This is a genomic window from Alteromonas aquimaris (genome assembly GCF_026183695.1).
In the GTDB taxonomy this organism is placed as follows: domain Bacteria; phylum Pseudomonadota; class Gammaproteobacteria; order Enterobacterales; family Alteromonadaceae; genus Alteromonas; species Alteromonas aquimaris.
The window spans coordinates 305,274-320,004 of the sequence record NZ_JAPFRD010000011.1 but is presented as its reverse complement, the minus strand read 5'-3'; the positions used below and the strand labels follow the sequence as shown (position 1 = coordinate 320,004).

Here is a 14,731-nt window from a genome sequence, read left to right as displayed (position 1 = left end):
AAAGCAAATAAACTATTCGAGCTCAGTGAAAAGGAAACCGGGGAAGTATATGGAGGCCATCACGCTATAACTATATTCATGTCTTCAGAAAATTTATTGAGAACAATAGCGGTTGGACCACCCAAACCCCCTAAACGCCCCGTAAAGAAGTAATACACTACTTTCGCCAGTAAGTTACTGGCTATTAACTTATACCCCATCAAAACAACTGTTTATTTATACAGCCTCTTCTGCTAATCTACTCTCACACTTTCCAAGAAAAAAGGTAACTCATGGCGATTACAATCAAATACGTGGTAACACATAAAGGGGTGGAGAAGCTGGTGACAACGGATAAGAGGGAAGCGGATCAGTTTGATAAGATGCTTGATACGGCTGACAACCTAGCCGCATTTATTGAAGCCAAAGGCATTAAGTTGGATGATGCTGTTACCGAAGAGTTGTCAATCATGTTGGCGAAGCACAAAGACAGTGTTGCCAAGTTGCTTAAAGGGGCAAACGCTGAATCCGTATTAGAAATAGATGCGGCTGAGGTGGTCAAGCTTAAGGCGAATGGGTAAACCATTAGATGAAATTAAATAAGTTGGCATAAAGGACATTTAGCGCATAAACGTCGCCATTTAAATATTCAGATCAAGCTATTCATTCACTTTATTTATAGCGATACGGTTGTATGATCAGATACTGGTATGCCCTATGAGAGTAGTAAATGAAGGGTTTGAAAACCCAGTTGCCGTGTCTAAGTGCGAACTTTAGCGTAGATTAGGGGTGACGTCGTTAATTATCTAAGACTGGTATCATAATGGTGTTTTACGTTTTAAAGTTCAATTTACGCGAGTAATTCGTTTGATTGAAGCAATGGATTTTGATTGATTAGTAGATATGAAAAAGCCCCTGCAATGAGGGGCTTCAGGATTACTCAACGATGGATTAACCGTCGTTCGCTAACCTGTCCAATAAAGACATAACTTGCGAACTGGCTTGCTCCATTTCGTTTAGGTGCTTGTCTCTAAGCGCAACATCTTGTTGCTGATGAGCTTTCATGGCTGCTACACCTGAAGTGTGTACACTTGCATGTGGACGCTCTAGCCTTGAGAAAGCGTCCGATTTTGAGATAGGTTTATTCACTGATTCTTTATACCACTTACCTAATCGACATGAAGCTGAATCAGTAAAATCAGAAGGTGACTTGTTGCTACTCCCCTGAATAACAGCATAGACTTCTGATTTCCACACTACATGATCCAGTTTAACCGTTTGAATAAAGGTTTCATGTGAACCGCGGTGGATAGTATCTTTCATACTAGTGCAATGAGTTACCATTTGGTCATAAGCTTTGTTTAAACTGCCTACACCTTCTGCCAAATGTGTGTTATTGGTTTGCAGTTCTGTTACCGAGCCAACCGCTGCGCGGGTTGATTGAATGATACCCTGTACCAATTCGGCAACTTCATTAGCAGATTTGTTAGTTTCGTTTGCCAAAGCCCGTACTTCGTCGGCAACCACGCTAAAGCCTCTACCCGCGTCACCCGCACGTGCGGCTTCAATCGCAGCATTAAGCGCTAGCAAGTTGGTTTGATCTGAAATACTGGTTATCGTACTGACGAATTTGTTGATGTTATCTGCAGTGTCTGACAGACCAGAAATTCGCTCATTCATATGACTCATCTTGCCACTGAGCTGATCCATGTCCTTCAAAATTTGCGAAAGTGCGGTGGATGACTCTGAAAACAGCACGTTAATATTTTCAATTGAATCGCTTTCGTTTTCGATATGTTGATATGCACTGAGCACCGTGTCACGGATACCTTCGATCTGCGAAAGCGCATCCAGCATAGACTCCGTCAATACAGAATGACCACTTTTGCCCGTCGCAGCATGTAGCTGCTGATTCTCTTCAGCCAGCATTTCGTTTTCTTTTTCAAGCTGCTTAAGGCGGCTTTCTAAATCGGCTTGTTCGCGCTTAAGCGCATTTAATTCTTCGAGTTTTTCTTCGTATGTTGACTTAAGTACGAGCATGTTAACCTCTGTATTCAGGCAAAGGGTGAAAGCGTGATTTTTTCATATTAACCCGATATCGGCAAAAATGGTAAGAAGCATTAACAAATGTTTAGCATTTATTTTTCAGCCGCTTGATTGGTTGTACCCCTATGCACCAATTTTGGTTCAAGTATATGCGTCAATGACATTTTGTGGTCACCGTATGCTCGATTCAATATCCACCGCGCCGCCATCTCGCCAATTTCGCGCATTGGGTAGTCAATGGTAGTAAGTCCTGGGGTGAGATAGCTGGCAAAATCAACGTTATCAAACCCTACAACCGAAATATCCTCGGGCACACGTTTATTGAGTGCGCGCAGCGCGTTAATGGCGCCCGACGCCATTTCATCGTTCGCACACGCCACAGCGGTATAGCACTTGGCTCTTTGCGCTAACTGGTGTATCCCCGCTTCACCTGATTTAGCTTGGAAGTCACCCTCAACCATCAGGGAGTCATCGAAGGATAAACCGGCTTCACTGAGAGCGCGTTTGTGCCCTGCAAGACGATTTAAACCGTCCGCCTTAAACAATGAACCGGATAAATAAGCAATTTGCGTGTGTCCCAACTCAATCAGATGACGCGTAGCTAAATAACCGCCCAGTTCATTGTCTAAACTGATACAGTTTTCTTCTATTTCTTTTATGTAGCGGTTGACAATAACCAGAGGGACATCCTGCTTAGCAAGATGAATCAGATACTCATCACTAATTGCTTCAACATGCAGAATTAATGCGTCGCAGCGACGACTCAGCAAAGCTTCAATTTCCTGCATTTCGAGTTTCTCGTCAGAGTGACCAGTCACCACGAACATGTGTTTATTGGCTTTGCGCAAGACTTTTTCGGAGCCCGCCATCATATTTCCAAAGAACGAACCATGCAGTTCAGGCACCACATAGCCGATAGTATTGGTTTTATTGGAAGCTAGCGACGCAGCCAAAACATTATGACGATAGCCAAGCTTCGCCATCGCTTCCATTACTTTTACACGGGTTCTTTCTTTAACCGTATCAGTGTTGTTGATTACGCGGGAAACCGTTGCCGATGATACGCCCGCCATTTCACTGACTTGTTTTATTGTTACCATGTTCCTATTCCTGATACCGCCCTAAGGATGCATCAAGGCTAGTTGCTTAACCAGCTTTCCCTGATGACAGTGATGCTTGGACCGATTCCATCTTTTGGCTGTCTAATGTATACCACCGCATGATAATCGCAACTGCAATCGATGCTATCGCGGGGAAAATACAAAATGAAACAATAATTCCATGTGCCACACTCGCCTCAAATACATTCGGCTGATAACCATATATCGCAAGCAGCCAGCCCGCTAACGCTCCTCCTACTGCAAGCCCTACTTTAATGAAAAATACTACGGTCGAATAAGTAATCCCGGTCATACGTACGCCCGTAGTACTCTCTCCGTAATCCACCACATCTGCAATTTTCGCCCACAAAAGTGGCGTGGCCATTTGTAAAAACAGCCCCCAAAGAAAATGCACTCCCATGGCCGTCCGCCACATGTCCGGGGGAACAAAGTAGTTTATAAAACAGAGTACAGCGCTGATCAATTGCAGCAGCATATAGGCTTTTACCTTGCACATTCTATTAGCTAACGGGTTAGCAAGAGCACAGCCGATAATGCTGCCAATCATCCCAGCCGTTACAAAAAGGGTCACCTCGTCAGGACGCTGTAAAACATACTTAACATAGTAAATTGCCAACGTATTTCGTAACACCATACCCGTTAGCAACACTACAGCTACTACACACAGCACGCGACATTGATCGTTTTGCCACAATGCCCGAAGCTGCGCTTTAATGGTAACTGTACCCTGCGTAGAAGGCTTTACGCGTTCTTTGGTGCCAGCGAAACACAATAGAAACAGCACCATACCTACAATGCTCATGGCAATCATAGTTTGTTGATAGCCTAATGCCTGATCACCTTCGCCAAAAAATTCCACCAATGGCAAAGTAAACGTGGTAACCAATAATCCACCCACCATGGCAAATACGAAACGATAAGACTGGATAGATACGCGTTCACTAGCGTCAGCACTCATCACGCCGCCCAGGGCTGAATAAGGAATATTGATTGCGGTATACATCAGCATTAGTAATGCATAAGTGACAAACGCATAAATTAATTTTCCTTCCTCTGGCAACGGGGGTGAGGTGAACGCTAATACACTACAGAGAGCAAAGGGCAGCGCAAGCCAGAGCAAGTAAGGGCGGTAGGAGCCCCAGCGGGTATTCGTTTTGTCGGCAAGGGCACCCATCAGAGGATCGGTGACGGCGTCAAATACACGTACAACCAAAAACATGGTGCCCACCGCCGCCGGGGCTAGTCCAATGATGTCAGTATAATAAAAGGTTAGAAACAGCATCACCGTTTGAAAAATAAAGTTGCTGGCGGTGTCACCTAAACCATATGCTATCTTTTCGCGAACACTTACCATAGTGAACTTCCGGTTCCGCTGCTTATTGTTGACGCGATAACAGTGTAGCTGCTAACGCTAATGCACTGTTTTTTAACGTACGCTTCTGTGTTTCATAATCAACATACACGATACCAAAGCGTTTTTCATACCCTAACGCCCATTCAAAGTTGTCTAACAGACTCCAAACAAAATAACCGGTTATATTAACGCCCTGATCCATCGCCACTGCGACTGCGTCCAAGTGGTCTTGCAGATAACGAATGCGCTGCTGATCGTCAATCTCACCGTTAACTAAATGATCATCACTCGCCAGTCCATTTTCGGTAATAATAATGGGTGGCAACGTAAAGTCTCGATGAAGCTGCAATAATAAGTCACTTAACCCTCGGGGGTACACTTCCCATCCCATCGCGGTCTGTTCGCTTGACTCGGGAGGAGGTAAATGGACTGGATCATTTGGCGCATCACACTTAATCCGGGCCCGGGTATAGTAATTCACGCCTAGATAATCGATAGGTTGGGCAATAAGCTCAAGGTCGCCAGGTTGAATATCAGGACGATGTGACTGCGGTATATCCTCAATTAACGCGGGATACCGCCCCTCAACAATTGGACGAATATACCAGTCATTAAAATGTATGTGAGCGAGTTCGGTGGCGCGAGCGTCTTCTTCGCTTGGCGAGGCGGGATAAAAAGGGGTGAAATTCAAAACAATACCACTTTGAGCTGCCGGTGCATGCGCTCGAAGCTCTTTCATCGCCAGACCATGCGCTAACAAAAGGTGATGAATGGCTTTTTTACCATACTCCTTCTTTGCTTTGCCGGGTGCATGCACACCTACCTCATAACCTAAGTAGGCGCTACAGAAGGGTTCGTTTAAGGTAGCGTAAGAGTAAACGCGATCTCCAAACGCTTTTACTATCACTTCCACATACTGTGCGAAAGCAAATGCGGTGTCCCTATTTAACCATCCTCCCTCGTCTTCCAGGTATTGGGGTAAATCCCAATGATACAAAGTGACATACGCTTTAATACCTTTTGCATTCAGTTTGTCTAATAAAGCAATATAGAAATCTAACCCTGCTTGGTTGATGCTACCATTTGCTCGGATAATTCTCGGCCAGGAAACAGAAAACCGATAAGCATCAACATTCAAACTGGCAATGATTTCCAGATCTTCTTGCCATCGGTTGACGTGATCACAGGCTACTTTTCCATTACTGCCATCCAGGATCTTGCCTGGTTGCTGACAGAAACGATCCCAAATTGATTCTTCCCGACTGGCTGCCGCGCCTTCTATTTGAAAAGATGAGGTGGCGACGCCGAAAGTGAAAGTGTTGCTACGAAAGTGTGGATTCAGGGTTAAACGGTTACTCATACATTCGGCTTAATAGTAGGGTTATATGTAATAGAAATACGAAAGCCTTACGAATATCTTTTTATTAGATGTCCAGAACAAACTGTAAGCGCTTTCATTGTAGTTTTACAATGTTTTAACACATTTTGGCAAGTAAAATCGAGAAGTCGCTTGAAATCATCTTGATCAATGCGTGTCCGGTATCCCACCAACTAATTGAATTCTTTATTTAAATTTTTTTATATACGAGACTGTGCCGATGGCTCTTACCCGAATTTGGGTTAAATCATTTTTGCATTTAACTATATTTGAAAGGTAAAAGAGCTAAAAATGTAAGCGCTTGCATTTCCCTGAAATGACTTTATACTCGCGATATTTGTTAATGAAATGTTTGTTAGTAACATCAAGGCTCTCTTAGAGACCAATGTTGCGAAACAAAAAATCAGGAAAACCACATGACAAACTCAGCCTACGTGTCACCCACGCGTGCACAAACAACGTCATTCTTTGCGCTTGCTACTCTAACGTCGCTATTTTTCATGTGGGGTTTTATTACCGCGTTAAATGACATCTTGATCCCCCATTTAAAGGGGCTTTTTTCACTCAACTATACGCAGGCCATGCTTGTGCAATCGTGTTTTTTCGGTGCCTATTTTCTCATCTCAGTTCCTGCCGGGAAACTGGTCAACAACGTGGGCTATCAAAAAGGCATTGGTATCGGCTTAATCACTGCAGCGGTTGGTTGCTTAATGTTTATCCCTTCTGCGTTAGCCGCCCAGTATTGGATGTTTTTAACGGCGTTATTTGTGCTGGCTTCAGGTATCACCATACTGCAGGTTGCAGCAAACCCCTTAGTTACGATTATGGGAGATCCCGACACTGCCTCCAGTCGGCTCACAATGACCCAGGCATTTAATTCGTTGGGTACCACCGTGGCCCCATTAGTAGGTGGTATGTTGCTGTTCTCAGCCCACGGCGAGGTAAGCGCGCAAGCAGAAGCCAATTCAACTATTGTGCCCTATTTAGGTCTGGCAGTTGTGTTAGGGATTATGGCGTTAATGATGATAAAAGTTCAGCTGCCCAAACCAGCTGAATCCGCTGATATGGCGTTGGGAGAAATGACAGGCAGCGTGCTGAAACACCGCCATCTCATGCTGGGCGTGATCGGTATTTTTCTCTATGTCGGGGCAGAGGTTTCTATAGGCAGTTTCTTAGTTAACTATTTCATTTCCGAAGAGGTGTTAAGTTTGACTGAGCGGCAGGCTGCAAATTTCATCGCCTATTATTGGGGCGGTGCCATGGTAGGTCGCTTTATCGGTGCCGTGGTCATGCAAAAAGTTAATCCTGGAAAATGCCTGGCCTTCAATAGCGTTCTTTCGTGCATCCTAATAGCTGTATCTGTTAATAGTACTGGCCACGTGGCAATGTGGTCGATTCTGGCCGTAGGATTATGCAATTCAATTATGTTCCCTACGATTTTCAGTCTTGCCCTTAAAGGGTTAGGCCAGCAAACTGCGCAAGGCTCTGGCATGCTTTGCCTTGCTATCGTAGGCGGCGCAATTGTTCCATTATTGCAAGGTGTATTGGCTGACAGTTTAGGTCTGCAAATTTCATTTTTATTACCTCTGGTCTGTTATATCTATATTGCTTATTACGGACTGTCAGGAAGTAAATATATCAAGCAGGAGGCCCAGGTATGAAGAAAATCACTCTTCCTTTAAGTGTGGCACTAATTGGGGTGTCATTATTAACCGCATGTAACAGTTCAGATTCTCAAGAGGCTCCAGTCGCCCGGGCTAATGACAATACTGTACCTGACTTTTGGCCAGACATTTCATTTACTAAAACAAATGACGATGAAGTTGAAAAGCGTGTCGAGGCTCTACTTAATGACATGACACTTGAACAAAAAGTCGCCCAGGTTATTCAACCGGAAATTCGCGATATCACTGTTGAGGATATGCGAAAATATGGCTTTGGCTCTTATTTGAATGGCGGGGGCGCCTTTCCAAATAATGATAAGCATGCTTCTGTTGACGATTGGGTGGCTCTCGCCGAAAAAATGTATCAGGCGTCGGTCGATGATTCTCTTGACGGCAGCCGCATTCCCACAATGTGGGGAACTGATGCCGTACACGGTCATAATAATGTTATTGGGGCGACCTTATTCCCACACAATATCGGATTGGGTGCAATGAATGACCCCGGTCTCATCACTGAGATTGCCGAAGCCACCTCCAAGGAAGTCAAGGCCACTGGGATTGATTGGATATTTGCTCCCACAGTAGCAGTAGCCAGGAACGATAGATGGGGCAGAACTTATGAAAGCTATTCTGAAAGCCCTGATATTGTTGGTGCTTATGCCAAAGCCATCGTCACAGGAATGCAGGGCGACATGAGTGATGGCGTGATTGACGAACACCACGCGATTTCTACGGTTAAGCATTTTCTAGGTGACGGTGGTACTCAGAATGGGGACGATCAGGGCAATAATATCAGTACAGAAAAAGAGTTGTTTGAAATACATGCGCAGGGCTATGTTGAAGGATTGTCCGCCGGCGCGCAAAGTGTGATGGCCTCGTTTAACAGCTGGCATGGCAAGAAAATACATGGTAGCAAATACTTACTTACTGATGTACTGAAAAACAAGATGGGTTTCGATGGCTTTGTGGTAGGTGACTGGAATGGTCACGGGCAAATCGAAGGCTGCACCAATGATAATTGTCCTCAGGCGATGAATGCGGGGCTGGATATTTACATGGTCCCCACCAGCGCCTGGAAACCTTTGTACGAGAATTTAGTCGAGCAGGTGAAAGACGGCACCATTGCGACGGCCCGCTTAGATGATGCAGTGCGTCGCATATTACGTGTGAAAGTGCGTGCGGGCCTGTTTGAACAACCCTCTCCAGCCAATCGCGTACTGGCAGGAAAAAAAGAACTGATTGGCGCGCAGGAACATCGTCAACTAGCCCGTGAAGCGGTGCGTAAATCACTGGTAATGTTAAAGAACAAAAATAACATACTGCCCTTGTCAGCTGATTTACAAATTGGCTTAACGGGGGATGCCGCACATAATATCGGCAAGCAGTCGGGAGGATGGACCATCACCTGGCAGGGCACGGGGAATACGAACAACGATTTCCCTGGTGGCAGCTCAATATATGATGGCTTCAAATCCCACATCGAGCAAAGTGGTGGGCAATTGGAGTTAGCAGAAAACGGCGAATTTAACCAAAAACCAGATGTAGCTGTGGTCGTGTTTGGTGAAAACCCCTATGCAGAAGGTAATGGCGATATTTCCAACCTGGAATACCAACGGGGTGAAAAATCTGACTTGGCTTTATTGAAGAAACTCAAATCACAGGGTATTCCGGTGGTATCAGTGTTCATCACCGGCCGCCCTTTGTGGGTCAATCCTGAACTTAATGCAAGTGATGCTTTTGTGGTGGCCTGGTTACCCGGAAGTGAAGGCGCGGGTGTGGCAGATGTCTTGTTGAAAACACAAAACGGTGACGTCAATTACCCGATGACCGGTAAATTACCGTTTAGCTGGCCAGCCGATCCTTCACAAGAGGAACTCAACGTTGGCGATGGGAAAACCCCTCAGTTTGCGTTTGGTTATGGCCTCACCTATGAAGACAAAGATAGTCTAGGCGATAAGCTTAACGAAACCATCGAAAGCGGCGACGATGCTAATACGAGTGAACATGCTATTTATGTACTGACTACCCAAAAGCCCTGGCAACTCGAGATCCGTGCTAACGGGGAATCACGCATCATGAACAGTAATACGGTCTCTCTACAGGATATTAGTGTACGTACTACAGATAGACAGGTACAAGAAGACTCCTTATTAATTAATTGGCAGCAAGCGGGTAGCGTCGGATTTTATACACCGTTTAGCGAAGATATGCGAAGCTTTGGGAAAGCGCAAAGTGTTATCGCCTTTGATGTCAAGGGATCGGCTATTGAAGACACACTGGTAAGCGTTACTTGTGGGGAAGGCTGTGCCAATAAAGTTAATTTGGCAAATTTTGCGGAAAATACCGAAGAGTGGCAGGAGGTGATCATTCCCCTCACATGTTTTACTCAAGGGAACGCGAGTCTTGGTACGGTTCAATCACCCTTTGCACTTTCAAGAGCGAAAGCCGGTGAACTTACTGTATCCAATATTCGCTATCTGCACCATGAAGGAAAATTACCTGCTTGCCAGTAAACCGATGAGTGAATAATCATAATCCATGAGGTTAATGCCCGGTTGGCGTCTCGTCTCGACAAGGCTCCCCGGGCATTTCTATTTCGATGGTGGTATGCGCCAAGTTAAAGGCCGCCAGGATAGTATCAACGGACTGTTTGAGTTGTTTTAAATGCTCAGGATGTAAATCGGTATGCGTGACCAAGTGTGCGGTCAACACATGATGTTCGCCGTCTAATGACCAGAAATGTAAGTGGTGCAGATTCTTAATTTCTTCTATACCTAACAACCCCTGCTTAATTTTCTGTTGCACTGCATCATCTGGCGTTGCCTGTAAAAACAGTTTCAATGTCTGGGTCACATGTCTGACAACGTTAAACAAAATGAATAAGGTGAAACCAATACTTAAAATAGGGTCAAGAATAGGAAAAGGATAAAAATGCAGTACTACGGCCACAATTAAAACCGCTATCCAACCAAACATGTCCTCCAATAGATGCCAATTAAGCACTTTCTCGTTTAATGTATGACCACCGTGCAATTTGACTGCGGCGGCACCGTTTACCATGACACCTAATATGGCCAACGCCATCATTCCCTCTGTCACTGGCATTTCAGGATTAAACAAGCGCGGAATGGATTCCATCAAAATCCACACAGAACCACCGATTAGAATCACCCCGTTGATCAACGCGCCAAACAAGCTAAGTCTTTTAAACCCATACGTGTAGGTATCGTCAGCTTGTTGTTTACCCAACCTGGCCAGAATCCATGACATGCCAATGGAAAGCGTATCACCCAAATCATGCACCGCATCCGCCATTATCGCGACACTATTTGTTAACCATCCCCCAACAAACTCAATGACGGTGAAAACAAAGTTCAGCCAAAACGCATAGCCCATTCGAGTTGTTTCAGACTGATCGTGATGAGGATGACGGTGATGATGAGGCTGATGCACGACTAATCCCTTTTCGATCCGTGGTGTGAATACCGAGCGCAACTTAACAGCATACTTTCACTCGCTTTAAAAGATGGATTGCCTTTTGAAGCTGCGCGAGGCCCATATGGTAGGGTGCTAATTACAAATAAGGCGGCAAATTGTTTTTTATTGTTGGGCGTTTATCTTACCTAATCTCATGTGGGTACGGAAAAGCCTGCAGTCTTTTCTGAATGTGACTTAGTATCTCTGGGATTCGTGGAGTTTGGTGGCCCATTACGAAACGGTTCTCGTCCTCTTCGAAAACGAATATCTCGGTGTTAATTCCTTCATTAAGAAGCCATTTGAAGCCTTTGTACTCCACATCGCTGACGGTATTTTTTTTGGCCACCAGCTGTTCCAGTCTCTTTTTCTGTTCTTTTTGCGGTAATTTGACATGGGTCTGCACGTACAAATCCAATGCTTCTTTCATTTCACCTTTGGTCAGACGGAATCGGTTAAGTGACTGGCTTACCGGCAGCAACTTGGTGTTCTGTAGCTGGGCGTATGTCAACATGTGTTTATGCAGACATTTTTTACAAAACTTGTCATTCTTATTAGCAGCGCTATGGCACTCTCCACACACATAAGTATTGGTTTTGAAAGCACGCATTTCATCGGTAATGACCAAGTAATAACCATACAAGATGTTTTCGGCACAATGATGCTCATGCACCACCACAAAGTTTTGTAACCTTTCCCCCGCATTGGTGGGGCTGTCATGCGCCACTTCCCAGTTTTTATATAATGGAAGACTGGTTTCTATCCAGACTTCGCCTGATTCAACAGGATTTTTTTCATTAAAAAAATGGGACGCGGGATAGGTAAAGAACGGTTGATCGGCACATGCAGCTTTAGCCGCCTCAAACCCTTCTCTACCCTCAAAGGCGATCACCCGGGTTGAAATCAACGGCCAGTTTTTTCGTTGGCTTAAGACCTTGACCAGTGCACTCTCTTCCAGACACCGTTTTGGGCAAAGGGATTTGCAATTAGGACAAGTTACGATCAGCGTATGATCGTGATCAGTATTCGTTGAAAACTGATGTTTACAATCTGGACAAAAATAGCGTTTTGCAGTCTTTACAGTCATGATTACGTCGCATGCAATTCATCTATAAATTTCGTAACACTTAATCGTAAACTTAACAGCAGATGTTATTTTAATAATATTATGGGTAAAAGCGATATCACCCTAACCTCTAATCTCAGTATGATTCTTTATACCGGGATGGCAAGTATTTTTCTTGCTCAAATTTTAGCTCATTGTTATACAAAAGGAGTTCTCTTGGTCGCACTCATTGAGTGGTTGGGCGCAGGTCAGATTTCAGTGGCTGTGTTATTGCTGTTGATTATTTCATCAGCGGTGACGTCGTTTGTTACAGCAGCGTTTGGAATAGGAGGCGGGATCATGCTGATTGCTATCATGGCACACTATATCCCCATAGAAGTATTGATTCCTGTTCACGCTCTCGTTCAGCTCGGCTCCAATGGGTACAGGGCGTATAAAACCCACGCCAATCTGGATCGACCAACATTCAACGCATTTGGATTTGGCGCGATTGTGGGGGCCATTGCGGTTTCGTTCGTTCTTATCCAGCTTCCGTTACAATGGATCCAACTCAGTGTAGGACTATTCATTCTGTATTTACTCTGGGGATTCAAGCCTAAGTCACGTCAAATATCAGCAAAAGGAATGTTTGCTGTAGGGACAATAACGACAATGCTTTCGGCTTTTGTAGGGGCAACCGGACCGCTGCTGGCCGCGTTTTTGCATCAGAACAAAATGGGGAAGATGTCACACACAGCAACCTTCGCTTCCTGTATGAGCCTGCAAAATGTTTTGAAGTTGATTGTCTTTCTCGCTGCAGGTGTTTACTTTATCGATTGGTTACCTCTAGCGGGTGGAATGATTATCAGCGGGTTTATCGGCACCAAAGTAGGGTTAAGCGCCCTACAGAAATTCTCGACTCAGCTGTTTACGGTTTTATATACCACGGTGGTAACACTACTGGCATTGCACCTGTTATTAAAAGCGGTCATTCAGTTAATCTAGCGCGGTTGCTCATTCCCATGTGTTTTGCTCGTCTAGCGTATAATCAGTAAGTTACCGCGCAAGGCAATACAGGGCTACTGTTCAAGTTTATTGGTTACCTGACCCACTGCCTCTACAACCTGACGAGCACCTTGACCAATTTCTTCAATTACCTGACCCGCTTTTTTGGCCAGTTGCAGTCCTTTTTCCGCCTGTTGTTTACCGCTATCGACCAAATTCACCGCCTCCGCTGCCAATGATTGATTTCGCTGCACCACACCTACAATTTCTTCTGTTGCCGAGGTGGTGCGCGATGCAAGTTGTCTTACTTCATCTGCAACCACTGCAAACCCCCTTCCCTGGTCGCCTGCCCGTGCTGCTTCGATAGCGGCATTTAAAGCGAGTAAATTCGTTTGCTCTGCGATACTGCTGATGCTTTCGATAATCGTGGCAATTTGCTGAGATTGAGAATCCAGATCATTGATCCCCTGACTGGCCTTGATCATCTGTTCAGCGAGAGTATTCATAACTTGGACTGTCTCTGCAACGACAGCACTGCCTCGACTGGCAGCAGCTTCTGTATTGTTAGAGGTGTCATAGGCGATATCGGCTGCATCGTTGATCGTTTTTTCGCGCTCAACCTGGTTGGTTACCACAGTCGCTAACTGTACCACTTTATATAAAACATCATGTTGATCATAAACCGGGTTATAGCTTGCTTCCAGCCATACTGTATTGCCCCTGCTGTCGATGCGTCTAAAGCGGCCCCTGATTGCTTCACCTCGCCGCAGTTGCTGCCAGAACTGTTCATAGGCAGAAGATCTCGCATCGTCTGTTGTACACAAGATGCTGTGATGCTTACCTTGAATGTCTTTCAGGCTATAACCCAAGGCATCTAAAAACGGTGTATTCGCTGTCTCTATCATGCCCTTGAGGTCAAATTCGATCACCGCGGTCGATCTTTGCAATGCCTGAACTAAATTTTCATATTCTCGTGAGGTGGTTATGGTTCTGGTAAGGTCATTGCCGTGCAGAGTAAAATACTGGACCTCACCATTCTGGGACATTACCGGTTGTAAGATTACCCGTAACCACGCGTCTTCGTCGTTCCCACGCTTACACTCGAACACACCTGCATAATGTATAGGGGTCTTTAACGCGTCTTCCAAGCGAGCATAGTGAGGTGTATGGCGCGCAATAGCAGGAACCAGATCAAGAATAGCTCTACCGATGAGTTCGCGTTCATTATAATTCATTTCAATTTCAAACTCTCGATTCACGGAACGTATTGTGCGATCTGCATTTAACGTAACAAACAGCATTTCTTCTTCAAGACTGTCGCGAACCTGACGTAGGCTAAACAGTTCATCCTTCAATTCCTGAATTTCAGCTTTTAGATGTTGATTAAACATTTACCTACCTGTTAGATATCGAATAGAAAAGGCTATTAATAAAAAGTATCACCGATTCTGAAAATTGCTAACGAATCCACTATGCGTTGCTAGATGGATATATGTACTCACAAAGTGTATGAAAGAAACGACAGCGTAATGTGAAAAAACTACACAGGGTTAGAAAGCTAATATTTACCTGCAATAAGGATTTCGAAATTTTCCTATAAAAATCATGCATATAAATTAACATTTTAGATTGACTTTGAGTTGGCACGCTTGTGGCATAGTAGAT

11 protein-coding genes are annotated in these 14,731 nt (G+C 44.7%); 4 read left to right on the top strand and 7 right to left on the bottom strand.

Going from position 1 to position 14,731, the window contains the following annotated elements; translation table 11 throughout:
* Positions 1-272 precede the first annotated feature (272 nt).
* Positions 273-560, top strand: coding sequence for a YebG family protein (locus tag OPS25_RS11605; RefSeq protein WP_265617889.1), 288 nt, complete (start codon positions 273-275; stop codon positions 558-560).
* Between the two features lie 370 nt (positions 561-930).
* Here the strand turns inward: OPS25_RS11605 and OPS25_RS11600 are convergent, their stop codons facing one another.
* The 4 genes from OPS25_RS11600 to OPS25_RS11585 form a co-directional block, all read right to left on the bottom strand.
* A complete protein-coding gene (locus OPS25_RS11600; protein ID WP_265617888.1) occupies positions 931-2,019 on the bottom strand; it encodes a methyl-accepting chemotaxis protein in 1,089 nt (362 codons plus the stop codon).
* 98 nt (positions 2,020-2,117) lie between these two features.
* The gene (locus tag OPS25_RS11595) at positions 2,118-3,125 is read right to left on the bottom strand and encodes a LacI family DNA-binding transcriptional regulator (RefSeq protein WP_265617887.1); all 1,008 of its coding nucleotides are present in this window, start codon (positions 3,123-3,125) and stop codon (positions 2,118-2,120) included.
* A 46-nt stretch (positions 3,126-3,171) separates the two neighbouring features.
* Complete coding sequence (locus tag OPS25_RS11590) at positions 3,172-4,500, bottom strand: glycoside-pentoside-hexuronide (GPH):cation symporter (protein ID WP_265617886.1); 1,329 nt, start codon at positions 4,498-4,500, stop codon at positions 3,172-3,174.
* A gap of 22 nt (positions 4,501-4,522) precedes the next feature.
* On the bottom strand, positions 4,523-5,860 hold the full coding sequence (locus OPS25_RS11585; protein ID WP_265617885.1) for a GH1 family beta-glucosidase: 1,338 nt from the start codon (positions 5,858-5,860) through the stop codon (positions 4,523-4,525).
* Between the two features lie 434 nt (positions 5,861-6,294).
* Between OPS25_RS11585 and OPS25_RS11580 the strand changes: the two genes are divergently transcribed.
* Together OPS25_RS11580 and OPS25_RS11575 are read left to right on the top strand one after the other, a co-directional pair.
* Positions 6,295-7,539 (top strand): sugar MFS transporter, encoded by a 1,245-nt coding sequence (locus OPS25_RS11580; protein ID WP_265617884.1) that lies wholly within the window; start codon positions 6,295-6,297, stop codon positions 7,537-7,539.
* A complete protein-coding gene (locus OPS25_RS11575; protein ID WP_265617883.1) occupies positions 7,536-10,055 on the top strand; it encodes a glycoside hydrolase family 3 protein in 2,520 nt (839 codons plus the stop codon). The genes OPS25_RS11580 and OPS25_RS11575 overlap by 4 nt, the downstream gene beginning before the upstream one ends.
* A gap of 31 nt (positions 10,056-10,086) precedes the next feature.
* Here OPS25_RS11575 and OPS25_RS11570 read toward each other — a convergent pair whose 3' ends face one another.
* Both OPS25_RS11570 and OPS25_RS11565 read right to left on the bottom strand, forming a co-directional pair.
* Entirely contained in the window at positions 10,087-10,938 is an 852-nt protein-coding gene (locus OPS25_RS11570; RefSeq protein WP_265618414.1) for a cation diffusion facilitator family transporter, read from the bottom strand.
* 223 nt (positions 10,939-11,161) lie between these two features.
* Positions 11,162-12,103 carry a hypothetical protein gene (locus OPS25_RS11565; protein WP_265617882.1) on the bottom strand — a complete coding sequence of 314 codons (942 nt, stop codon included), beginning with the start codon at positions 12,101-12,103 and terminating at the stop codon, positions 11,162-11,164.
* Between the two features lie 195 nt (positions 12,104-12,298).
* On the opposite strand from OPS25_RS11565, the gene OPS25_RS11560 reads away from it, so the two are divergent.
* Positions 12,299-13,066 (top strand): sulfite exporter TauE/SafE family protein, encoded by a 768-nt coding sequence (locus tag OPS25_RS11560; RefSeq protein ID WP_265617881.1) that lies wholly within the window; start codon positions 12,299-12,301, stop codon positions 13,064-13,066.
* 74 nt (positions 13,067-13,140) lie between these two features.
* On the opposite strand, the gene OPS25_RS11555 is transcribed toward OPS25_RS11560, so the two are convergent.
* On the bottom strand, positions 13,141-14,457 hold the full coding sequence (locus tag OPS25_RS11555) for a methyl-accepting chemotaxis protein (protein ID WP_265617880.1): 1,317 nt from the start codon (positions 14,455-14,457) through the stop codon (positions 13,141-13,143).
* Positions 14,458-14,731: the final 274 nt, after the last annotated feature.